Source organism: Comamonas jiangduensis, from assembly GCF_030162955.1.
GTDB lineage: Bacteria > Pseudomonadota > Gammaproteobacteria > Burkholderiales > Burkholderiaceae_C > Comamonas > Comamonas jiangduensis.
On the sequence record NZ_JARXOV010000024.1, the window covers coordinates 38,223 to 59,734 of the forward strand.

Below are 21,512 nucleotides of genomic sequence, written 5' to 3' on the forward strand. Positions count from 1 at the left end.
ATTTCGAATGAAGCCAGTTATTGCCCTTGTTGGGCGGCCCAATGTGGGCAAATCCACTTTGTTTAACCGACTGACAAAGTCGCGCGACGCTATCGTTGCCGACTTTGCAGGGTTGACGCGTGACCGTCACTATGGTCAAGGCAAGCAAGGTAAGCACGAATACATCGTGATCGACACCGGTGGCTTTGAGCCTGACGCATCCAAGGGCATCTTCAAGGAGATGGCCAAGCAAACGCGCCAAGCCGTCGCTGAAGCCGATGTAGTGTTGTTTGTGGTGGACGCGCGCGATGGCTTGTCGGCACAAGACCATGACATTGGCAACTACCTGCGTCGTTTGGGCAAGCCGTGCGTGCTGGTAGCTAACAAAGCCGAAGGCTTGAAGGCGGGCACGCAACTGGCGGAGTTCTACGAGCTGGGGCTCGGTGATGTTTACCCGGTTTCAGCCGCTCATGGTCAAGGCATACGTGGTCTGCTTGATTTAGCGCTGGAGCCATTGAATCTGGCCGATCCCGATGAAGCAAGCATTGAAGATGTAGAAGCTCGTCCTGTGCGCTTGGCAATGGCAGGGCGCCCTAACGCGGGTAAATCGACGTTGATCAATACGTGGCTGGGCGAAGAGCGTTTGGTGGCATTTGACATGCCCGGCACGACACGTGATGCAATCGCAGTGCCTTTTGAGCGCAATGGCCAAAAGTTTGAGCTGATTGACACAGCAGGTCTGCGTCGCAAAGGTCGGGTGTTTGAAGCGATCGAGAAATTCTCGGTGGTTAAAACCCTGCAAGCGATTGAAGACGCGAATGTGGTGCTGCTGCTGATAGATGCCACGGAAGGCGTGACGGACCAAGATGCGCACATCGCAGGCTATGTGCTGGAAAGCGGTCGTGCCGTGGTGGTTGCGGTCAATAAATGGGATGCGGTGGATGATTACCAACGCCAGATGGTGGAGCGAGCCATCGAAACCCGTTTGGGCTTCTTGAAGTTTGCTGCCCTGCACTTTATTTCTGCTACCAAGCGCCAAGGTTTGGGGCCGCTGTGGGCATCCATCGTGCAGGCGCACAAGGCGGCTACCTGCAAGATGCCGACACCGGTGCTCACACGCGTGCTGATGGAGGCCGTGCAGTATCAAACACCTAAGAAGGTGGGAGCCTACAGACCCAAGCCGCGTTATGCGCACCAAGGTGGTATGAATCCTCCAGTGATTGTGGTGCACGGCAACTCTGTGGAGCATATTACCGACGCCTACAAACGTTTCTTGGAAGGGCGTTTCCGCAAAGAGTTTGACTTGGTGGGAACACCGCTGCGGATCGAGTTCAAGACTTCCCACAACCCCTACACCGACTAAGGTGGGAAGCCATGATCACGGTGCTGGAGTGACCGAATCCCTGTCGGGGTAAGGGCACAAAAGGCACTGTGGTAAGGTGTCGGTTTACAACAACATTTCCGAACACGGAGAATATCGTGAGCAATAAAGGCCAACTCCTGCAAGATCCCTTTCTGAATGCACTGCGTCGCGAGCATGTGCCAGTTTCCATTTATTTGGTGAATGGCATCAAGCTGCAAGGTCAGATCGAGTCTTTTGACCAGTACGTGGTGCTGCTGCGCAATACAGTGACGCAAATGGTCTATAAGCATGCCATCTCGACCATCGTTCCCGGACGTGCGGTGAACTTTAATATGGCTGACAGCAACGAGAACGAGGCACCAGCCGCTTGAACTTGTTGACTTACCCATTCCCTGCGCAGCAGCGCAGGGCAGGGGAGGTGCTGGCATGAGCGCAAACGCTACATCTTCCCCTAACACCGCCACCCCTGTGGTTTTGGTTGGTGTTGACTTCGGACTTCCACATTTTGACAGCGAGCTTGAAGAATTAGGCTTGTTGGCACAAACCGCTGGTTTGAATCCCGTTGCGCGAATCACCTGCAAACGAAAAGCGCCCGACGCTGCTTTGTTTGTGGGCAGCGGCAAAGCAGACGAAATTCGCATGCTTGCGCAAATGCATGGCGCCCAAGAAGTTTTGTTTGACCAGGCTTTAAGTCCTGCGCAGCAACGCAACTTAGAGCGCCATATGGAGATGCCTGTCAACGATCGTACATTGTTGATTTTGGAGATCTTTGCACAGCGCGCGCGAAGCCATGAAGGCAAGTTACAGGTGGAGCTCGCAAGGCTGCAATACGTCAGTACGCGTCTGGTGCGGCGATGGACACACTTGGAACGCCAAATGGGTGGTATTGGCGGTCGTGGGGGCCCTGGTGAAAAGCAAATTGAGCTAGATCGCCGCATGATTGCGGATGCCATCAAGCGCACCAAAGACAAGCTGCAGAAGGTAAAGAAACAGCGCCAGACACAGCGTCGTCAGCGAGAACGCCGAGATGTTTTCAATATCTCTTTGGTGGGGTACACCAATGCAGGTAAGTCGACATTGTTCAATGCGCTGGTGAAGGCTAGAGCTTATGCTGCAGACCAGTTATTTGCGACTTTGGATACCACGACACGCCAGTTGTATTTGAGCGAGGCAGGGTTATCCGTCTCACTGTCAGATACGGTAGGGTTTATTCGTGATTTGCCACACGGGTTGGTAGAGGCGTTTCAAGCGACTTTGCAAGAAGCCGTTGATGCGGACTTGTTGCTGCATGTCGTGGATGCCTCGAATGAAACTTTCCCTGAGCAGATGGATCAAGTGCGCAAAGTGTTGGGGGAAATTGATGCCTTGGGTATTCCGCAGGTTTTGGTTTTCAACAAGCTTGATGCCTTGCCGCAAGGCCGCATGCCCGCTGATCTGCAAGATACTTACGAAGTCGATGGGGTAGAAGTGCCTCGTGTATTCGTGAGTGCGCGCAATGGAGAAGGATTGCCGCAGTTGCGCCAAATCTTGGCAGATGCAGCACTGGCTGCACGCAAGACGCCCGCCGAAGGGGGTATGCCAGGCGATGAGGATGGATTGCTGTCCGAGTCAATGCCCCCAGAAGACTACGACGATTGAGCAAAGTGTCTACCCTACATTTGGGCACAATGCCAAATGGTTCATAGCAATACCAATTGAGACTTTTCGCATGAATTTCCTGAATCGCGCCCCACGCTGGGCAGTGCTGCCAGAACGCTTGCGGGGAATGTTCAATCTGAATGATCCCCGCTGGGGCCGTGGAGAGGACAACAATGCAGGGGAGGGCGAGCAGCGCCCGGATTCTGATCGTCCAACGCCACCGCCTTCCTCCCCTCACCAGCCACCTCGTGGTCAAAACAACCAAGCAGGGCAGCCGCCAGATTTGGATGAGTTGTGGCGTGACCTCAATCGCAAGCTTTCGGGCTTGTTTGGGGGTAAACCGCCGCAAAGCCCTCGTGGTGGTAATGGTGCTCAACCTCCAGAAATGAAGGGCGCTGGCATTGGGGTGGGGGTCATCGCGGGTATCGCGGTGCTCATCTGGTTGGGCACAGGCTTTTTTATCGTACAAGAAGGCCAGCAAGCTGTAATTACGCAGTTTGGTAAGTACCACTCGACAGTGGGCGCGGGTTTTAATTGGCGCGTGCCTTATCCGATTCAAAATCATGAGTTGGTATACGTTTCGCAAATTCGCTCTGTAGATGTTGGTCGCGATACCATCATCAAAAGCACTGGTTTGCGAGAGTCGGCCATGCTGACCGAAGACGAGAACATCGTTGAGATCAAATTTGCTGTGCAATACCGCTTGAGCGACGCGCGGGCTTGGCTGTTTGAAAGCAAGAGCCCTGATGTCGCAGTGGTTCAAGCTGCCGAGACGGCTGTGCGTGAAGTCGTGGGCAAGATGAAGATGGATACTGCGCTGGCTGAGGAGCGTGACCAGATCGCTCCTCGTGTGCGGGATTTGATGCAGACCATCTTGGACCGCTACAAAGTAGGCGTGGAAGTGGTTGGCATCAATATGCAGCAAGGTGGTGTTCGTCCGCCAGAGCAGGTGCAGGCCGCATTTGACGATGTGTTGAAGGCAGGACAAGAGCGTGAGCGCGCCAAGAACGAGGCGCAAGCGTATGCCAATGATGTGATTCCTCGCGCCACTGGTACCGCATCGCGCCTGAAAGAAGAGGCAGAGGCCTACCGTGAACGGATTGCTGCACAAGCCCAGGGTGATGCACAGCGCTTTAGCTCTTTGTTGGCGGAATATAAGAAGGCGCCGCAAGTCACGCGTGATCGTCTGTATACCGAAACCATGCAAGAGGTTTACAGCAACGTGACCAAGGTACTGGTGGATTCGCGCCAAGGCTCGAATCTCCTGTATTTGCCGTTGGACAAAATTATGCAAAGCGCAGGTGCTGCCCCTCAGGCAGTGACCGATGCTGCTGCGCGTGCACAGTCGCAAAACGCAGTGACTGTGGTCCCTGCAACCCCCGCTGATTCGCGCGCACGTGATGCACGTTCGCGTGAACGTGAGTCCCGCTGAGGAGATCCGTTGTGAACAGAGTTGGATTTATTGCCTCTAGCTTGTTGGTAGTGTTGGCGCTGCTGAGCTCCATGCTTTTTGTGGTGGACCAGCGCCAATTTGGTGTGGTCTACGCTTTGGGGCAGATCAAGACCGTGATTACGGAGCCGGGTCTGAACTTCAAGTTGCCGCCTCCATTTCAAAACGTGCGCTATATCGATAAGCGCTTGTTGACGCTCGACAGCACGGATACGGAGCCGATGTTGACAGCTGAAAAACAGCGCGTAGTGATCGACTGGTATGTCCGCTGGCGCATCAGCGACCCATCGGAGTACATCCGTAATGTGGGTTTGGATGAAAGCGCTGGCGCTATGCAGCTCAACCGCGTGGTGCGCAACGCATTCCAAGAAGAAGTCAATAAGCGCACCGTACGTGAACTGCTCTCCAGCAAACGCGATACTCTCATGGCCGATGTGAAGGATGAAGTGCTGAAAGCCGTGACGGGTGGCTCTGGTGGCAAGCACTGGGGGATTGATGTGGTGGACGTGCGTATTACCCGTGTGGACTACGCAGAAACCATTACGGAGTCGGTATATCGCCGTATGGAAGCGGAGCGCAAGCGTGTAGCGAACGAGCTGCGTTCCACCGGTGCTGCAGAGGGTGAAAAGATCCGTGCAGAAGCCGACCGCCAGCGTGAGGTGACGGTGGCCAACGCCTACCGTGATGCACAGATCATCAAGGGTGAAGGCGATGCAACGGCTGCAAAAACCTATGCCGAAGCCTTTGGCCAAGATCCGCAGTTTGCGAAGTTTTATCGCAGCTTGGATGCATACAAAGCCAGCTTTGCCAACAAGAGCGACGTGATGCTGGTGGATCCCAGTAGCTCTGATTTCTTTAAGTCCTTCCGCAGTAGTGGATCAGGCAACTAAGTCGCTGTAGTCCTTTTGCAGCCATCGGGCCAAGGTAAGCTCACCGCCATGGAAACAGAAATTTCTTGGTGGGCTGCCTTGGCCTTAGTTTTGGTCCTTGAGGGCATCTTCCCCTTCATCTCTCCGAAAGGCTGGAGGCACATGTTTGCCCAGCTTCTGGCCCTGCGCGATGGTCAGATACGTTTTATGGGGCTGCTCTGTATCGCAGTCGGACTGGCTTTGCTGTGGGTGCTCGAATAACGTGCCTTATGTCTAGGCCATAAGCCTTTTGTAGGGCGTGGCTGCGATAGCCGATAGAATCACGTTTTTAACAGCCTCCCCCTTTTTCCATGTCCGCTTGGGTCCTGCCGGATCACATCGCCGATGTGCTGCCTTCTGAGGCACGCCACATCGAAGAGTTGCGTCGAGGTTTGCTCGATACGGCACGCAGCTATGGGTATGAGTTGGTCATGCCTCCGCTCTTGGAGTATCTGGAGTCTTTGCTCACCGGTACCGGTGAAGCACTGAACCTGCAAACTTTCAAGTTGGTTGACCAGATTTCTGGACGCTCTTTGGGACTGCGTGCGGACATGACGCAGCAAGTGGCGCGCATTGATGCGCACTTGCTCAATCGTGAGGGAGTCACGCGCCTGTGCTATTGCGGCCCTGTGTTGCATGCAGCGCCAGATCGTCCGCGGGCTACGCGAGAGCCTTTGCAGTTCGGTGCGGAAATCTATGGCCATGCTGGCCCCGAAGCAGATGTGGAAGCATTGAGCTTGGCGCTGGCTTGCGTGCAAGGCGCGGGTCTTGCGGGCTTTACTGTGGATTTGGGGGATGTGCGCATTGCACGCAGCTTGATGGCTGGAGTGATGCTGGATGCCAGCATTTTGCAAAAAGTGCATGCTGCACTGGCTGCGAAGGATGCGACCGAGCTGGCTGGATTGACCAAAAATTTCCCCCAAGCCTCCCGCGAAGGTCTGCTGGCGCTGCTGCAGCTTTACGGAGATGTCAGCGTGCTGGACGAGGCTGAAAAACTGTTGGCAGGCATTCCTGGTGCGCAGCACGTGCTGCAGCACTTGAAGTGGTTTGCCGCACAGTTTCCTCAAGCGAATGTGACATTCGATTTGGCGGATGTCCGTGGCTATTCTTACTACAGTGGCACCCGCTTTGCTGTGTACGTCCCCGGAGCCAGCGATGCGCTGGTGCGTGGTGGCCGTTATGACGAAGTGGGTGCTGTTTTTGGACGCAACCGCCCTGCGGCGGGCTTCTCACTGGACATCAAACAGCTGGTGTCGGTGGTGCCATCGCGTCCGCTGCGTGCGGCCATTCGCGCTCCTTGGGGCAGTGATACACAACTGAGTTCTGCCATTGCGCAATTGCGTGCGCAAGGCGAAACCGTGGTGTGTGTGCTTCCCGGGCATGAGAGTGAAGTGGACGAATTCGACTGCGACCGCGTTCTGGTGCATAGCGCCGGGCAATGGGTCGTGCAAGCCATTTAAGGCATTTTTCAATTCATCGGATTTGAGATTATGAAAGCAACCAAAGGTCGCAACGTGGTCGTCGTCGGTACCCAGTGGGGCGACGAAGGCAAGGGTAAATTGGTCGATTGGTTGACCGAAAGCGCCCAAGGCGTCGTGCGCTTCCAAGGCGGCCACAACGCGGGTCACACCCTGGTGATCAATGGGGTGAAGACTGCGCTGCACCTGATTCCCAGCGGCATCATGCGCCCCGGCGTGAAGTGCTACATCGGTAACGGTGTGGTGTTGTCGGTAGGCAAGCTGTTTGAAGAAATTGAAGGCCTGGAGAAGGCAGGCGTTGCTGTACGTAACCGCCTTCGCGTGTCCGAAGCTTGCCCTTTGATTTTGCCCTTCCACGTAGCGCTGGATGTGTGCCGTGAAGCTGCCCGCGAACAAGGCGGTGTGCAAAAGATTGGCACCACGGGCAAGGGCATTGGCCCTTCCTACGAAGACAAGATTGCGCGCCGTGCACTGCGCGTGCAAGACCTGAAGCACCCCGAGCGTTTTGCGACCAAGCTGCGCGAGCTGCTGAGCCTGCACAACCACATTCTGGTGAACGTGCTGGGTTCGCAAAAGTTTGAGTTTGGTGCCAATTTGGCGCCTTACATGAAGAACGGTGAAGTGCAGTTTGACGCGGTGTACGAAGAAGCCATGCGCCATGCAGAGCTGCTCAAGCCCATGATTGCTGACGTATCGCGCGAACTGAACGACGCCCATGCTGCGGGTGCCAACCTGCTGTTTGAAGGTGCGCAAGGCACGCTGCTGGACGTAGACCACGGCACTTACCCCTACGTCACCTCGTCCAACTGCGTGGCCGGCAATGCTGCGGCTGGCGCTGGCGTGGGTCCCGGTTTGCTGCACTACATCTTGGGCATTACCAAGGCGTATTGCACCCGCGTAGGCGGCGGCCCATTCCCTACTGAGCTGGAGTGGGAAAAGGAAGGCACACCGGGCTGGATCATGTCCACCGTGGGTGCTGAAAAGGGTGTAACTACCGGCCGTTCGCGCCGCTGTGGTTGGTTTGATGCCGCGCTGCTCAAGCGCTCGGCACAAATCAATGGCCTGACTGGCCTGTGCATCACCAAGCTGGACGTGCTGGACGGCATCGAAGAGCTGCAACTGTGTGTGGGTTACGAGCTGGACGGCGAGAAGATCGACATCCTGCCTTTAGGCGCCGACGACATTGAGCGCTGCAAGCCTATCTACGAATCCATTCCTGGCTGGACCGACTCCACCGTGGGTGTGACCGACTACGACAAGCTGCCCGTGAATGCACGTCGCTATCTGGATCGTATTGCGGAAGTGACGGGTGTGCCGATTGCGATGGTCTCCACCAGCCCTGACCGCGATCACACCATCCTGATGCAAAACCCCTACGCAGCTGCGTAAGCGCTTCTGCCTTTATAAACACGCTCCTTTGCGAAGCATTTAGACAGGAACCACACACATGTTGACAGAAGACGGTAAGCACCTGTACGTCAGCTACGACGAATACCACGGCTTGATCGAAAAGCTGGCGTTGAAGATTCACCAGTCGGGCTGGGAATTCGACACCATCTTGTGCCTGGCACGCGGTGGTCTGCGCCCCGGCGACATTCTGAGCCGTATTTTTGACAAGCCTTTGGCCATCATGTCGACCAGCTCTTACCGTGCTGAGGCGGGCAAGGTGCAGGGCCACTTGGACATTGGCCGCTTCATCGCGACTCCCAAGGGTGAGATTGCGGGCCGCGTGCTGCTGGTGGACGATCTGGCCGATACCGGTGTGACGCTGAACGCCGTGGTCAAGCGTCTGAAGGAAAACTATGCCCCTATTACAGAGCTGCGCACTGCCGTGATCTGGACCAAGGGTGTGTCGACTTTCCAGGCCGATTACTCGGTGGAAGACTTGCCCACGAATCCTTGGATTCACCAGCCTTTTGAAGGCTATGACAACCTGACTGCTGAAAAGCTGATGGAGAAGTGGAAGCTGTAATTGCAGCTTGCCTTCGCGAAAAAAGGAGCCCGAAGGCTCCTTTTTTTGTGTCCATGTGAGACATCAAGGTGCTTTGAATAAAAAAAATAAAGGAGCAGCTTGTGCTTTTCGAACAATGCTTTCACATGAAAAACTATCTGAAATTTATGAACAACAAGCGCTAGCAGCTATGGTTTTTGTGCAACCTGTTGGCTTGCATGTGCCATGCCTGCAGCTGCACGGGCACCTCGCTATGCTGTGCGCATGCAAATGATGTTGGATGCCCTGTGGCGTGCTTTGGCCGATTGCCTGCGGGTGCGGGTGATGGCGTGGTCTTTGTTCCCCTTGCTGCTGCTTGCTGTGATGGCAGCGCTGTTTGGGATGTTCTGGTGGGATGCATCGGTAGGCACGGTGCAATCCTGGCTGGAGCGCGCCAGCTGGCTGCAATCGCTGTGGAGCTGGATGGGGACAGCCACGGCGGCAGCCAGTGCGGTGGCTGCGGCTGTCACCGTGGTGCTGCTGGTGAGCCCCGTGATGATCATGATCGCCCTGGCTGTGGTGTCGGTGGTGATGACGCCTCAGATGGTTGAGCTGGTCGCCGCACGGCGGTTTGCGCACCTGCAGCGCAAACACGGAGCAGGCTGGGTGGGCAGCGCGTGGTGGGCACTGTGCGCAACTGCGCTGGCTTTGCTGGCCTTATTGCTGTCTCTGCCCCTATGGCTAGTGCCTCCCTTCGTGCTGGTGCTGCCGCCGCTGATTGGGGGCTGGCTGACTTACCGGCTCATGACCTTTGATGCCTTGGCCGAGCATGCCAGCAAGACAGAGCGCCAGGCCATTTTGCACACGCACCGCTATCGCTTGATGCTGATGGGCGTGGTTTGTGGCTACATCGGCGCTGCACCCAGTTTGGTGTGGGCTTCCGGGGTGGTGTTTGCCGCAGCCTTTTGGGTATTGATTCCGTTGGCGGTTTGGATGTATGCGCTGGTGCTGGCTTTTGCATCACTGTGGTTTGCGCATTACACGCTGGCAGCTTTGCACAGTCTACGTGCAGCGCAAGAGCGTGCCCCCGAATGAAACGCCTAGCACACGGAGGGCTTCAAACAGCTGCTGCGATAGATGCATGTCTTAATTGGTGCAATCCAACGGATGAAATGCTGAATGCATCAATATGGTGCGTGCTTACGAACTAAAATGGTGCCAAGAAGACGGGCTCGGAGGGGTTCGTTAGATTTGCACCAAAATGGTGAATTTGATAAGGCCGTGAAGACAAAGACTTCATGGCCTTATGCTTGTGAAAGTGTGTTGGCGCAGCTGGCACGGGTTGGCACGCAAACTGCTTTGCTAACTTTGTACTTTCTATGAAGCGCTTTTCCAGGAGAACCTGATGGCTAAGACCGTTGCAGATGTGATGAACCTAGTGAAGGAAAACGAGGTCAAGTTTATTGACCTGCGCTTCACTGATACCCGTGGCAAAGAGCAGCACGTGACTGTGCCGCTGTCGCACTTTGATGAAGACAAGTTCACGTCGGGCCACGCCTTCGACGGTTCATCGGTTGCAGGCTGGAAGGGTATTGAAGCATCGGACATGTTGTTGATGCCCGACCCGAACACCGCCAACATCGACCCCTTCTTTGAAGAAACCACGCTGATCTTGCAGTGTGACGTGATCGAGCCCGGTGACGGCAAGGCCTATGACCGCGATCCCCGCTCGGTGGCCAAGCGCGCTGAAGCCTACCTGAAGGCTTCCGGCTTGGGCGACACCGCGTACTTCGGTCCCGAACCCGAATTCTTTATTTTCGACGGCGTGCGCTGGGGTACAGAGCCTCACAACCCCTTCTTTGAAATCGAAGAGTACGAGGCACCGTGGAATACCGGCACCAAGTTTGAAGGTGGTAACCGTGGTCACCGTCCCCGTACCAAGGGCGGTTACTTCCCCGTGCCTCCAGTCGATAGCACCCAAGACATGCGCGCTGAAATGTCGCTGATCTTGGAATCGCTGGGCATCCCGGTCGAAGTGTTCCACCACGAAGTGGCTGGTGCTGGTCAAAACGAGTTGGGCACACGTTTTTCCACCTTGGTGGAGCGTGCTGACTGGACCCAGCTGCAAAAGTACGTGATCTGGAACGTTGCCAACACCTACGGCAAGACGGCCACCTTCATGCCCAAACCTTACTCTGGCGACAACGGCTCTGGCATGCACGTGCACCAGTCGGTGTGGAAGGACGGCAAGAACCTGTTTGCCGGTGACGGCTATGCCGGTCTGTCTGACTTTGCGCTGTACTACATCGGCGGCATCATCAAGCACGCCCGTGCCCTGAACGCCATCACCAACCCCGGTACCAACTCGTACAAGCGCTTGGTGCCCGGCTTTGAAGCGCCTGTGAAGCTGGCTTACTCGGCCAAGAACCGCTCGGCTTCGATCCGCATTCCTTATGTGAGCAACCCCAAGGGTCGCCGCGTGGAAGCCCGCTTCCCCGATCCACTGATGAACCCCTACTTGGGTTTTGCAGCGCTGCTGATGGCTGGTCTGGATGGTGTGGAAAACAAGATTCACCCCGGCGAAGCTGCGACCAAGGACTTGTACCACCTGCCTCCCGAAGAAGACAAGTTGGTGCCTACCGTGTGCCATAGCCTGGATCAAGCGCTGGAAGCGCTGGATGCAGATCGCGCCTTCCTGACCAAGGGTGGTGTGTTCAGCGATTCCATGATCGATGCTTACATTGAGTTGAAGATGGGTGAAGTCACGCGCTTCCGCCAAGCGGTGCACCCAGTTGAATACGATATGTACTACTCGCTGTAATTGGCTCAGACTGCGCCAATAAGCAACTCAAAAAGGCAGCTTTGTAGCTGCCTTTTTTTGTGGCAAACATGCAGATACTTATCTGGCAAATCAAGGACAAGTTGTGCCGTGCATAGCACAATGCAGCCATACCGTGAGTCTTGGAGTACACGCGGCTCACTCTTGAATGGAGGCATAACAATGAATCGATGGATGGTGGTGCTTGGCTGTTGCATTGCGGCAGGATCGGCACAAATCAATGCCATAGCGCAAGAGCGTATTTATCGCTGTGGGAACGAGTACACCAACAGCGCAGCAGTGGCCAAGCAGCGCAATTGCCAAGTGGTGGAGGGGGGCCATGTGACGGTGGTTCACACCGGTGGGGGCGGCAGTACAGCGAATAAACCCGCTGAGAGCAGCAAGCCTGCGCCTGCGGGCAACCGTGCTGCGGTGCAGGTAGATGCCAACCAGCAAAAAGCCCGTGACAACGATGCGCGCGCTATTTTGCAAGGTGAGCTCAAGAAGGCGCAGGAAAAGCTCAGCGCGCTGCAAGCCGAATACAACGGTGGCAATCCAACGAAAACTGCACTGGAGTTGCGTAACCCGCAGGTTTTTAACGAACGCTTAGAGGCACTGAAAGCCAACATTGCCAGACAAGAGGCTGATGTGGCAGGCATTCAGCGTGAGCTGGCGCGCCACAATGGTGGTTGATTTTTGGAAAGATAGATTGCATGCCGCTTGATGCTACTGCCGCTGCACAACGTTTTGCCGCCTTGGATTTACTCTCTACGCTGGCGGTGGTGGTAGATGCGCAAGGTTGCATCGTGTTTGCCAATGCGGCGCTTGAAGGCGCGGTGGGTCTGTCTCGGCGGATGCTGGAAGGGGCAGAGTTCGCCCCCTATTTGTCGGCGCCTTCTTTGCTGCGAGCGGGCCTGGATACTGCCGATGGGCAGCGCCCCAGCTATGCCGCCATGAGCTTTGATACGGGGCTACAACGCCCTGCGCAAGACCCCTTATTCGTCCACGTGACAGTGACAGCTGTTGAGCACACCGATTTGCGGTTGATTGAGCTTTGGGTGCTGGAGCAGCAGGCGCGCCAAGACCGAGAAGAGCGCTTGGTAGAGCAAGCGCAGGCCAACAAAGAGCTGGTACGCAACTTGGCCCATGAGATTAAAAATCCGCTGGGCGGTATCCGTGGTGCGGCGCAGTTGTTGGAGATGGATCTGGAGAGCAAAGAGCTCAAGGAATACACCCAAGTCATCATTCATGAAGCAGACCGGCTACAAAGCCTGGTGGATCGTCTCCTGGCCCCACACCGCCATCCCCACCAGCTGGTGGATTTGAATATTCACGAGGTGTGTGAGCGTGTACGTTCGCTGGTGCTGCTGGAATACCCGCAAGGGCTCAAAATTCGCCGTGATTACGATATCTCGATTCCTGAATTCAAAGGGGATCGAGCGCAGCTCATACAGGCCTTGCTCAACATTGTGCAAAACGCGGCCCAAGTGCTGTCGGAGAAGGTGTGCACAGGAGATGCGGAGATCACGCTGCGTACGCGCGTGGTGCGTCAAGTCACAATTGGTCGCCAGCGCCACAGACTGGCATTGGAATTGCATGTCATCGATAACGGCCCCGGCGTGCCAGATCACATCAAGGAACGGATTTTTTATCCGTTGGTGACTGGCAGGGATGGCGGCTCAGGCTTGGGATTGCCACTGGCGCAGACATTTATTCAGCGTCACCACGGACTCATTGAATGCGAGAGCATGCCTGGGCGTACGGATTTTCGTATCCTCATCCCGTTGCCTTAAGTCCGAAGTCTTTGAAGCACAAGCAACGGAAGGTAAATACAGCATATGAAGCCGATCTGGATAGTAGATGACGACCCCTCGATCCGCTTCGTCTTAGAAAAGGCGTTGGCTCGCGAAAATTTGGAAACCCGTAGCTTTAGCAATCCCCGTGAGGTGCTCGCTGCATTGGCTGATTTGCCCGATGGTGATCCTGCACAGCAAGGCCCCAGAGTGCTGGTGAGCGATATCCGTATGCCAGGTGGATCGGGGCTGCAACTGTTAGAAGAGGTTCATGCCCAGCAGCCGGATCTGCCTGTCATCATCATGACGGCCTATTCGGATCTGGACAGCGCGGTCTCTGCCTTTCAGCGTGGCGCGTTTGAGTATTTGCCCAAGCCGTTTGATCTGCCCAAGGCAATTGAGCTGATTCGCCGTGCAGTGGAAGAAAGTGAGCGCGAGCAAGTTGCGGAAGAGCGCCAAACGGTCATGCCAGAAATGCTGGGCCAAGCCCCGGCCATGCAGGATGTGTTTCGTGCGATTGGGCGGTTGAGCCAAAGTGCCGTGACGGTACTTATTACGGGCGAGTCTGGTTCGGGCAAAGAGCTGGTTGCCCGTGCTTTGCACAAGCACTCACCAGTATCTGGTGGACCATTTGTCGCCATCAATACAGCTGCTATTCCTAAAGATTTGCTGGAGTCCGAATTGTTCGGGCATGAGCGTGGCGCATTTACAGGGGCGCAAACCCAGCGGCGTGGCCGCTTCGAGCAAGCGGAGGGGGGCACCTTATTTCTTGATGAAATTGGCGACATGCCATTTGATTTGCAAACTCGCTTGCTGCGTGTTTTGTCCGATGGTCAGTTTTACCGCGTGGGTGGGCATACGGCGGTCAAAAGCAATGTGCGTGTGATTGCAGCGACGCACCAAAATTTGGAGCAGCGCGTCAAAGACGGAGTATTTCGCGAAGACCTGTTCCATCGTTTGAATGTGATCCGTTTGCGCCTTCCCTCTTTGCGCGAGCGTGCCGAAGATGTCCCCATGCTGGTCAAGCATTTTTTGCAGCGCAGTGCCAAGCAGCTTGGTGTGGAGCCCAAGCGCATTTCCGAAGCCGCATTGCAGCGCATGGCGCAGTTCAGCTTTCCCGGTAATGTGCGCCAGCTGGAGAATATTTGCCACTGGCTGACGGTGATGGCTCCTGCACAGCAAATTTCCTTGCAGGATTTGCCACCAGAGGTGCTGGCAGCTGCGCCGACTGAGATGCTGGCGCAGACAGCAGTGTCCAGTGTGACGCCAAGCCCTAGCGAGCCAGTGGCGGCACTGTCTTCGCAGCCAGAGCCTGCAGCGATTCAACAACTTGTGGCATCGCAAGGTTGGGAAGCATTGCTGGAAGTCGAAGCCAAAAAGCTTTTGCAAAGCGATTGCAAAGAGGTGTGGGACGTTTTGAGCCAGCGCTTCGAGTCGAGCTTGATCAATACGGCCTTGGGTCTGACCCATGGCAAGCGTATGGAAGCTGCGCTGCGTTTGGGGATTGGTCGCAACACCATTACCCGAAAAATTCAAGAGCTGGGGTTGGATGGTGCTGAGCGTGTAGCTTCAGAAAATTAATAGCTACCTTGCTACCAGCACAAAGGCATATGCACGCATATGCCTTTTTTTATGCGCGAGAAATTCAGAAGGTGGGGTCTATGTGGCCAGTCCTACATCCAGCGCTTGCCTATGCCGACCATCTGGGGGCTTGCCGTGTCCGACAATCCGATAAAGCTAGTACTCGCTTCAATTTTGCGAGCGCTTCACGATTGACCCGCATGCATCCATTCCCTTTTATTCACGCAAAGGTATGTTCAAGTACCCAGTTTGTTACAGACATGGTCTTCCGACGGCAGCGCCTGGCGTTCAGGTGTCAGCGATGACCACGGATCACCAAATGCTCATAGTCTCTGAACAAGAGAACGCGTATTGGCACATACAGTTTGCTCAAGAGCCTTATTACGTGGCTGGTAGAGGCTACGACCAATATAAGCCTGCGTATGAACTGGGCTGGATAGCTGCTTTGCAGCATCCGGATGCTGGCTTCGCAGAGTTGGTACAAGAGCTAGAGATGCAGTGGGGTGCCCAGACTACAACCAGTTTGCTGCCATGGCGAGAAGTGCGCCAAGCGGTGAAAGATGCCTGGATGCATGCCCGTGCACAAATTCACAATAGGCAAAGCATGTCCCTGAACGTGATGCCCGTGCGCGATCTGCCCACCGTACTCTACCCATTGCATAAAGGGTGCCAAACGCTGCTACGTGACCTTTGGAGTATGCGCTCTGTGCCTGTGAATGATTTTGCACAACAGGTTATTGAGCGGCATATCGATTTGTTGCAACGATTTATTCGGGTGCTGGGCTCCTTATGCCATAGCAATAAAGTTCCCTTAAGCTGGGTGAGTCATTGGCCGCAGCGGCTATATGTGGGATGGATGGCATTCAGATCTCGACTCTCGGAATGGACTCCCGCAGAGGCTTTTGAAGTATGCGAGCGGCGCGAGCGCAGCTTGCTTTTTGCGTACCATCGTGCGCTACGCAAAAACTTGCCAGTAGATGTGAAAATTTTGTTAACGCAACAGGCAAAAACGCTGCAGTTAAATTTGGAGAAACTGGTTTGGGTGCGACATAACTGGTCGCTGTAACGCTTGGCTAGCTAGTGCCTTGGTGCTATGGGTTTTATGCCTCACGCAAATTTTTCTCGGGTGATTGCTCGATCTCGGGTTGTATTCCCACAAGGGCTAATAGGGGATGCATTCAACAATCAATTGCGTGACCACTGATGCATGCAGTGGCACTGGAACGAAGGGGCACGCAATGACAATGCATTACACAGGCGCTTTGTTAGGACGAGAGGCGGTGATTCAATTTCCTGAAAGCACCGCGCAGGTAAGCTATTCCGTGCGTGGCGACCTGATTTGGCGTGTGACGGACAAGAATGGCAATGTGACGCAAGGCAACGAGCGTTTGAGTTACTTGCAGCTTTCCGAGACCTTGCATTTCTTGAACTGGATTGAAAAAACAGGCTTCACGGTAAGTCAAATCATTGATACCGAAAATGGCAAAGTCAAAGCTTTTTGGTCATATGCAGATGAGTTGACGGATCGAGGTCATCGCGCATCCATGTTTGTGGATGGGACGTTCCGGTTTGTCTAGAACCCATCTTTGGGGCCGCGACCTCATCGCTGCCTGAATTTTGAGCACACGCTGCAATCCTAAGCGGGGCGTAGATTGTGGCGATTTTTCATAGAGTTTTCCACAGCCAAACCCACAGAGATTGGGTACAAGTGCATTAGAAAAAAGCCCTCGCAGACTGTGCAAGGGCTTTTTTATGGCGTCTGAGCAGTGATAGCTCAGCGCACGATCTCGCTTTCAACGGTCATGTCCAAAACATCGATGTGTTTGGATGCATCTGCAGGAGCTTGGTCGCGTGTGAAACGCTTGATACGCAGCACATTACGTACCCCATCTTGATGGGTGTAGCCTTCAATCGAGCCGTAGTAGTTTTGCCATTCGCCCACGCTTTGTTTGATGCCTTGGCTGCTGTACTGAATCTCTCGCACGCGCAGACATTGCGCATTCGGCATCAGCGGATGGTTGCATGCAACTTTTTGCGGTGCGACTTCTAGAAAAATGCGTTGGCTGTTGCCATAGAGTGTTTCGTGCGTCGGCGTTCCCTTGAATTGCCAGGAAGCGCCGCCTTCGAATTTCAGCTCTAAGGTGGGGGCGGGGCCATCCATGACTTTCCAAGTCTGCGCCTTGGGTAATTGTTGTGCGACGTTTTGCTCCAATTCCATCAATGCGTTGTCATTGCAAGCCATCATGGTGGCCGCTAAACGGCTGATTTGGATGTGTTCGCCTTGGGTGCTGTAACTACCCATGAGTGTGTTGCACAGGCGATCGACGCTGATGCGCTGGTAGGCAGAAAAATTGATACCGATGGTACGTGCCGTCTTGCCGTTGGAGGCAGGAATTTGCCACTGCGGGTCTGGTGTGCTCTGGGAGGTCAGCGCTTGTTGCAATTCCCAGCGGTGGGATTGCAAAGTGATTGTGGCCTTGCCCGATTGCGCTGGTTTTTTAAGGTCTGCAGAGTGTGTGGTGCAGCCCACCAGCATGGTAGTTCCCAGTGCGCAAGCCAACCCCAGTGATTTCAAGGACAACATTCAGTAATAACTCCTGTGTGCCGTGCGTTGCGCACGTAGATGTACAAGCATGCATGAGAAATGCATGATTTGGTGCATGTATGTAGCGTTTTGTAGTGTAAGACTGTGCCTTGATGCCGAATGAGACAGTTTATGGTCCGAGCTTTAGGCATACGCAGTGTGCGAATTGCAAGTAGCTATAAAATCGTGAGCGATTTACCGGTGGGTCAAGCAGCAGTTGTGCACCAGACTCACAATCACAGGTTTCTTGGAAACAGTTATGTCCCATTTTTTCTCAGGCAACTCGGCGCGTCGAATCGTTGGTGCATTCTCAGTGCTTGGGATGGCGGCGCTGCTGACGGCTTGCAGCGGCTTGGGCGGGCGCTCTGCGACCGAGGCGATGCCCAAAGTGGAAGAGAAATTTGGTTCAGCGGCCACCTATTCACGCTTGTTTGATGCTACGCCTGCACAAACGTGTGAAGCTGCGCGCCGCGCCTTGTTGAGTCAGGGCTACATCGTCAACAAGGCGGATAAGGAGGTGGTGGAGGGCCAAAAAAGCTTTCAGCCCCAGCCGGACCGCCATGTGCAAATGAATATTCGAGTGACCTGCGTGCCAGAAAGCAGCGATGGCGGCTTGAGCATGGGCTTTGTCAGTGCCCTGCAAGACAGTTTTGCGTTGAAGATGGCCAGCAATTCCGCCAGTCTGGGCGTGAGCATGTTGGGCACTGTCTCAGTGCCCGTGGCAGCAGGTCATGACTCCATGATCAAAATTGGCAGTGAAACCGTGACCAGTGGCCAGTTTTATGACAGCTTTTTTGATCTGATGCGCCGCTACCTGCTGGTTGATGCACCGCAAGATTTGCCCGAGCTTAGCAAGCGCCCCTAGCCCAGTTTAATGCTATTGAAAAAAATAGCTTTTAGGGCTTTATTCATAAGTGTTGATGGCTGATTAGGCTAAAAATAGCGCAGGGTCAACCATGGTGCGGTTAAGCATGACCCCCCAGTGCAGGTGCGGCCCAGTGACACGGCCGCTGGCGCCAACTTGGCAAAAAGTTTGTCCCGGTTGCAGCGCATCGCCAAGGCTGCATTGCACACCGGACAGGTGGCAGTACATGGTCAGAAGGCCGCCGCCGTGGTTCAGCCACACCGTGGTGCCGTTGAAAAAGTAATCCCCAATATCGACGACCTTGCCGGGTAGCGGCGCTACAACGCTGGTGCCAGTGGGGGCTGCAATGTCCATTCCACTATGGGGATTGCGTGATTGCCCATTAAAAATGCGACGCAGCCCAAAACTGCTGGAGCGCCGGCCTGGGCAGGGCGGTTGCATGCGCATGGCCGTCAGCGTTGGTGCGGGTGCGCTAAAGAGTGCCATGATGGTTTGCTGGTGCGCCCGTTCGCGTTCATGCCGCGCCAAGTCTTGGGGCGCTAAATCTACCGTTTTAGGGGCAACTTTCAGGCGCTGCTCGGCATACTGCTTGTCGCTCACGCTGTAATCGAGCGATTGCGTGCCATCGTCGTTGCGCACCGTGACGGTGTGTACGCCGAGCTTGGCCGAGAGTGGAATGCCTACCAGCGCTGTCCATTCAATCATGTCCCCCACCACCAGCACGGGGGTGCCTTCGGCGGTCGTGACCTTGGGCTGTGCGGAAGAGGGGCCCAACGAAAGCCGAGCCACACCGCCGGGAACCCGGCTGTCCACCGGGAACAATCCGCTGTCTGATGCAGGCTTGGCCCAAGCCGGTAGCGCGGCGCAGGCGCTGAGATGGGCCAGGGCCAGGAGATATTGACGACGCTGCATGAAAAGTTCCGATCCGATTCGCATCTAGGGATTGTCGCGTGCTGCCGCTGCGTTTGTATGTCAGCAAGTGACAGGTGCTGCGGCTGGCGTGTTCTTGACGTGGCGCAGAGTGCGCCCCTGGGGCTGCGCTGACACTGTGAACTTGCCGCGCGCAGGTAGGTTGCGGCGGATTTATAGAAGGTATTTCTCAATGCAAACATTTCGCATCGTAGTCATTGGCGCTGGTGAAACAGGCACTCCTTTGCTTCAACAGCTGTTGAGTGCCCCGTTTGTCCAACTCATCGGTGTGGCGGATTTGAACTTGGAGCTGCCCGGCATTGCCTTGGCACGCCAGCACCAAATTCCTGTGACGGATAACTTTATGGACTTGGTCAGCCAAGGCACAGAGGTCGACATCATTATTGATGTGACGGGCGCAGCCAAGGTGCGTGAGCAGTTGCGTCAATACATGGTGGATTCGCACAATGCACACACCGTCATCATGCACGAGCGTATTGCGCTGCTGATGATGTCGCTGTCGGCCGGGCACCTGGTCGATGGCAAACACGGCGTGCAGCAGTACACCTAAAAGCATAGCTGCTGGCGCTTGTGTATAAAGCGCCAGCGCTGGTTTTTGCCAGATATCAAAAAAGGCTGCCCTGGGCAGCCTTTTTGTTTGCGTGTGCGTATTTGTATGTGCATGCAGCGAACCCTGTCTTGCTGTATCGGGTGCAGTGTCTTGCAGGTGCCAGCGAGTCTACAAGCCGCTGCCAATACTCAGCAATTGGGGCAAGGTTTGCGGGCGGTTGTTGAGCTTGAACTCACCGTGCGCAAATTCCAAGGCTGCCTCGACGGTATCGCCTTGCTGCAGCACCACCCCTTGGCTCAGCAGCGTCTTCAGACGTTTGTGCACACCATCTTCCACGGCGGCTTGCAACTCTTCAGCTTCCAGCGCATGGTTCATCTGCTCCAGCAGTGCAAGGTAATCGTTGCGCACTTTGGCTTCCAGCAGTTGTACCAAGGTCGGCAACGGCAAGGCGGTGCGCAATTGCCCTTCCAGATCGGTGCCCGGGTTAAATGCTCCAGGTTGTGTGCCGGTATACGCAAGACGTGCGGAGAAGGAGACGGGGCCATCAGCGCTTTGCATGCTCAGGCGGGAAATGGCCAGTTCGGGCTTGCCAGCCAGCAATGCGGGCAAGCTGCTCTGCCAGTCCAGCGCTTGGGCATCACTGCCGGCCTGTAGCCAAACAACGAGTTGGTTGAGCCAGTCTGCGTCCCAGTTTTTGAATTGCATGCTCAGCGCGAAGTCGTTGGCATGCAAGCTGGGCATCTCCAGTTGCTGCAACTGAACCTCCATGCCGGATTGCACCAGCTTGTCTTGCAGCACGTTGCTGGTGTTGAGCATCAGCCCCTGTAATTTCAATTGGGTATCGTCTTCGGTGTTCTGGGCCGCCAGCAGACCAATTTTCAGTGCAGTGGGCCCCAGCCAGAAGCTATAGCCAGCAGGCATGTGCGTATCGAACGTGATTTCAGTGTCTTCCACGTCCAGGCGGCTGCCATCTTCCACCTTGACGCGCAATACCGGCATGCGTACCCAGCCTTGCGTGTCGGTGCGCTCGGGCGAGAGTGTCCATTCGGCTTGCAGCCCTCCCCAGGTCAGCGAAGAGTCGTCTGCAAAGCTGGCCGTAAAGTTGGGAGAAAACAGGGTGTGTGCGGTACCGCCGGACCAATTGGCGGTGGTGACCCACTCAAGTGCTGCACGGTTGCGCAAAGCTTCAAGCAGCTGCGGGTCGCTGTCTTCGGGCAGCAAAAACTGCGACACCACTTTGGCAGCTTTGCCCATGGGCCAAGGGCCATGCAGAATGTCGTGGGTGACGGTGATGTCGTAGACATCCTCTTCGCTGGCAAACGACCACAGCGTTTGCGCGCGCGAACTCAGCAGGCCGCGGTCGTATTCCAGCACACGCACGGTAAAGCCATCTTCGGAGCTCCAGACATCGGCGGTTTGTTCCATTGCTTCTTGAATTTTTCCTCCGATGTAATAGCTGGTGGTCAGCCCGCCAGCAACAGCCAGTGCGCCTGCGCTGAGAACGCCGATGGCCAGTTTTTTCATGATTGCCCCTTGTTGATCGTGCGTGGGTGCAAAGCCAAGCTTTGCGCTGAAAGATTTTAGGGACGGCATTGGTGCTGCTGCCGGTGTGGGGGCGTTTGTTGTTTTTTATTCTCAAAATTGT

The 21,512-nt window shown here is 55.3% G+C and carries 21 protein-coding genes; 18 read left to right on the forward strand and 3 right to left on the reverse strand.

Features of this window, described 5'->3' with window-relative positions; all coding sequences use genetic code 11:
- Positions 1 to 7: 7 nt before the first annotated feature.
- The 16 genes from der (at position 8) to QEP12_RS16145 (ending at position 16,515) form a co-directional block, all read left to right on the forward strand.
- Positions 8 to 1,342, forward strand: a complete 1,335-nt coding sequence (gene der, locus QEP12_RS16070; protein WP_284214894.1) for a ribosome biogenesis GTPase Der — start codon at positions 8 to 10, stop codon at positions 1,340 to 1,342.
- A gap of 116 nt (positions 1,343 to 1,458) precedes the next feature.
- Positions 1,459 to 1,713, forward strand: coding sequence for an RNA chaperone Hfq (hfq, locus tag QEP12_RS16075; RefSeq protein ID WP_174862600.1), 255 nt, complete (start codon positions 1,459 to 1,461; stop codon positions 1,711 to 1,713).
- A 55-nt stretch (positions 1,714 to 1,768) separates the two neighbouring features.
- On the forward strand, positions 1,769 to 2,980 hold the full coding sequence (gene hflX, locus QEP12_RS16080) for a GTPase HflX (RefSeq protein WP_219164160.1): 1,212 nt from the start codon (positions 1,769 to 1,771) through the stop codon (positions 2,978 to 2,980).
- A gap of 70 nt (positions 2,981 to 3,050) precedes the next feature.
- Positions 3,051 to 4,412 (forward strand): FtsH protease activity modulator HflK, encoded by a 1,362-nt coding sequence (gene hflK / locus QEP12_RS16085; protein ID WP_284214895.1) that lies wholly within the window; start codon positions 3,051 to 3,053, stop codon positions 4,410 to 4,412.
- Between the two features lie 11 nt (positions 4,413 to 4,423).
- Entirely contained in the window at positions 4,424 to 5,320 is an 897-nt protein-coding gene (gene hflC / locus QEP12_RS16090; RefSeq protein WP_174862597.1) for a protease modulator HflC, read from the forward strand.
- 48 nt (positions 5,321 to 5,368) lie between these two features.
- Entirely contained in the window at positions 5,369 to 5,560 is a 192-nt protein-coding gene (locus tag QEP12_RS16095) for a DUF2065 domain-containing protein (RefSeq protein ID WP_219164162.1), read from the forward strand.
- Positions 5,561 to 5,649: 89 nt separating this feature from the next.
- A complete protein-coding gene (locus QEP12_RS16100) occupies positions 5,650 to 6,798 on the forward strand; it encodes an ATP phosphoribosyltransferase regulatory subunit (RefSeq protein WP_284214896.1) in 1,149 nt (382 codons plus the stop codon).
- Positions 6,799 to 6,828: 30 nt separating this feature from the next.
- Complete coding sequence (locus tag QEP12_RS16105; protein WP_219164164.1) at positions 6,829 to 8,205, forward strand: adenylosuccinate synthase; 1,377 nt, start codon at positions 6,829 to 6,831, stop codon at positions 8,203 to 8,205.
- 58 nt (positions 8,206 to 8,263) lie between these two features.
- Positions 8,264 to 8,788, forward strand: coding sequence for a phosphoribosyltransferase (locus QEP12_RS16110; RefSeq protein WP_219164165.1), 525 nt, complete (start codon positions 8,264 to 8,266; stop codon positions 8,786 to 8,788).
- Between the two features lie 243 nt (positions 8,789 to 9,031).
- Entirely contained in the window at positions 9,032 to 9,841 is an 810-nt protein-coding gene (locus tag QEP12_RS16115; RefSeq protein ID WP_284214897.1) for an EI24 domain-containing protein, read from the forward strand.
- Positions 9,842 to 10,151: 310 nt separating this feature from the next.
- Positions 10,152 to 11,567, forward strand: a complete 1,416-nt coding sequence (gene glnA / locus QEP12_RS16120) for a type I glutamate--ammonia ligase (RefSeq protein WP_284214898.1) — start codon at positions 10,152 to 10,154, stop codon at positions 11,565 to 11,567.
- Between the two features lie 180 nt (positions 11,568 to 11,747).
- Positions 11,748 to 12,257: a hypothetical protein gene (locus tag QEP12_RS16125; RefSeq protein WP_284214899.1), complete on the forward strand. Its 510-nt coding sequence runs from the start codon at positions 11,748 to 11,750 to the stop codon at positions 12,255 to 12,257.
- A gap of 20 nt (positions 12,258 to 12,277) precedes the next feature.
- Entirely contained in the window at positions 12,278 to 13,357 is a 1,080-nt protein-coding gene (gene glnL, locus QEP12_RS16130) for a nitrogen regulation protein NR(II) (RefSeq protein WP_284214900.1), read from the forward strand.
- A 45-nt stretch (positions 13,358 to 13,402) separates the two neighbouring features.
- On the forward strand, positions 13,403 to 14,938 hold the full coding sequence (gene ntrC / locus QEP12_RS16135) for a nitrogen regulation protein NR(I) (protein ID WP_284214901.1): 1,536 nt from the start codon (positions 13,403 to 13,405) through the stop codon (positions 14,936 to 14,938).
- 301 nt (positions 14,939 to 15,239) lie between these two features.
- Positions 15,240 to 16,004, forward strand: a complete 765-nt coding sequence (locus QEP12_RS16140; protein WP_284214902.1) for a hypothetical protein — start codon at positions 15,240 to 15,242, stop codon at positions 16,002 to 16,004.
- Between the two features lie 172 nt (positions 16,005 to 16,176).
- Positions 16,177 to 16,515: a MoaF-related domain-containing protein gene (locus QEP12_RS16145; RefSeq protein WP_219164171.1), complete on the forward strand. Its 339-nt coding sequence runs from the start codon at positions 16,177 to 16,179 to the stop codon at positions 16,513 to 16,515.
- A gap of 197 nt (positions 16,516 to 16,712) precedes the next feature.
- Here the strand turns inward: QEP12_RS16145 and QEP12_RS16150 are convergent, their stop codons facing one another.
- On the reverse strand, positions 16,713 to 17,522 hold the full coding sequence (locus QEP12_RS16150; protein ID WP_284214903.1) for an META and DUF4377 domain-containing protein: 810 nt from the start codon (positions 17,520 to 17,522) through the stop codon (positions 16,713 to 16,715).
- Between the two features lie 259 nt (positions 17,523 to 17,781).
- Here QEP12_RS16150 and QEP12_RS16155 point away from each other — a divergent pair, with 259 nt between their 5' ends.
- Positions 17,782 to 18,387, forward strand: a complete 606-nt coding sequence (locus QEP12_RS16155) for a DUF2242 domain-containing protein (protein ID WP_423108505.1) — start codon at positions 17,782 to 17,784, stop codon at positions 18,385 to 18,387.
- A gap of 63 nt (positions 18,388 to 18,450) precedes the next feature.
- Here the strand turns inward: QEP12_RS16155 and QEP12_RS16160 are convergent, their stop codons facing one another.
- Positions 18,451 to 19,299, reverse strand: a complete 849-nt coding sequence (locus QEP12_RS16160) for a M23 family metallopeptidase (protein WP_284214904.1) — start codon at positions 19,297 to 19,299, stop codon at positions 18,451 to 18,453.
- A 190-nt stretch (positions 19,300 to 19,489) separates the two neighbouring features.
- On the opposite strand from QEP12_RS16160, the gene QEP12_RS16165 reads away from it, so the two are divergent.
- On the forward strand, positions 19,490 to 19,867 hold the full coding sequence (locus QEP12_RS16165; RefSeq protein ID WP_284214905.1) for an oxidoreductase: 378 nt from the start codon (positions 19,490 to 19,492) through the stop codon (positions 19,865 to 19,867).
- A gap of 168 nt (positions 19,868 to 20,035) precedes the next feature.
- On the opposite strand, the gene QEP12_RS16170 is transcribed toward QEP12_RS16165, so the two are convergent.
- Positions 20,036 to 21,391 carry a DUF945 family protein gene (locus QEP12_RS16170; RefSeq protein ID WP_284214906.1) on the reverse strand — a complete coding sequence of 452 codons (1,356 nt, stop codon included), beginning with the start codon at positions 21,389 to 21,391 and terminating at the stop codon, positions 20,036 to 20,038.
- Positions 21,392 to 21,512: the final 121 nt, after the last annotated feature.

Excerpts from the sequence above, each read along its gene's own strand:
- der (WP_284214894.1), top strand. The coding sequence starts at position 8 with ATGAAGCCAGTTATTGCCCTTGTTGGGCGGCCCAATGTGGGCAAATCC.
- hflX (WP_219164160.1), top strand. The coding sequence starts at position 1,769 with ATGAGCGCAAACGCTACATCTTCCCCTAACACCGCCACCCCTGTGGTT.
- hflK (WP_284214895.1), top strand. The coding sequence starts at position 3,051 with ATGAATTTCCTGAATCGCGCCCCACGCTGGGCAGTGCTGCCAGAACGC.
- QEP12_RS16095 (WP_219164162.1), top strand. The coding sequence starts at position 5,369 with ATGGAAACAGAAATTTCTTGGTGGGCTGCCTTGGCCTTAGTTTTGGTC.
- QEP12_RS16100 (WP_284214896.1), top strand. The coding sequence starts at position 5,650 with ATGTCCGCTTGGGTCCTGCCGGATCACATCGCCGATGTGCTGCCTTCT.
- QEP12_RS16105 (WP_219164164.1), top strand. The coding sequence starts at position 6,829 with ATGAAAGCAACCAAAGGTCGCAACGTGGTCGTCGTCGGTACCCAGTGG.
- QEP12_RS16110 (WP_219164165.1), top strand. The coding sequence starts at position 8,264 with ATGTTGACAGAAGACGGTAAGCACCTGTACGTCAGCTACGACGAATAC.
- QEP12_RS16115 (WP_284214897.1), top strand. The coding sequence starts at position 9,032 with ATGCAAATGATGTTGGATGCCCTGTGGCGTGCTTTGGCCGATTGCCTG.
- glnA (WP_284214898.1), top strand. The coding sequence starts at position 10,152 with ATGGCTAAGACCGTTGCAGATGTGATGAACCTAGTGAAGGAAAACGAG.
- QEP12_RS16125 (WP_284214899.1), top strand. The coding sequence starts at position 11,748 with ATGAATCGATGGATGGTGGTGCTTGGCTGTTGCATTGCGGCAGGATCG.
- glnL (WP_284214900.1), top strand. The coding sequence starts at position 12,278 with ATGCCGCTTGATGCTACTGCCGCTGCACAACGTTTTGCCGCCTTGGAT.
- ntrC (WP_284214901.1), top strand. The coding sequence starts at position 13,403 with ATGAAGCCGATCTGGATAGTAGATGACGACCCCTCGATCCGCTTCGTC.
- QEP12_RS16140 (WP_284214902.1), top strand. The coding sequence starts at position 15,240 with ATGACCACGGATCACCAAATGCTCATAGTCTCTGAACAAGAGAACGCG.
- QEP12_RS16145 (WP_219164171.1), top strand. The coding sequence starts at position 16,177 with ATGACAATGCATTACACAGGCGCTTTGTTAGGACGAGAGGCGGTGATT.
- QEP12_RS16150 (WP_284214903.1), bottom strand. The coding sequence starts at position 17,522 with ATGTTGTCCTTGAAATCACTGGGGTTGGCTTGCGCACTGGGAACTACC.
- QEP12_RS16155 (WP_423108505.1), top strand. The coding sequence starts at position 17,782 with ATGTCCCATTTTTTCTCAGGCAACTCGGCGCGTCGAATCGTTGGTGCA.
- QEP12_RS16160 (WP_284214904.1), bottom strand. The coding sequence starts at position 19,299 with ATGCAGCGTCGTCAATATCTCCTGGCCCTGGCCCATCTCAGCGCCTGC.
- QEP12_RS16165 (WP_284214905.1), top strand. The coding sequence starts at position 19,490 with ATGCAAACATTTCGCATCGTAGTCATTGGCGCTGGTGAAACAGGCACT.
- QEP12_RS16170 (WP_284214906.1), bottom strand. The coding sequence starts at position 21,391 with ATGAAAAAACTGGCCATCGGCGTTCTCAGCGCAGGCGCACTGGCTGTT.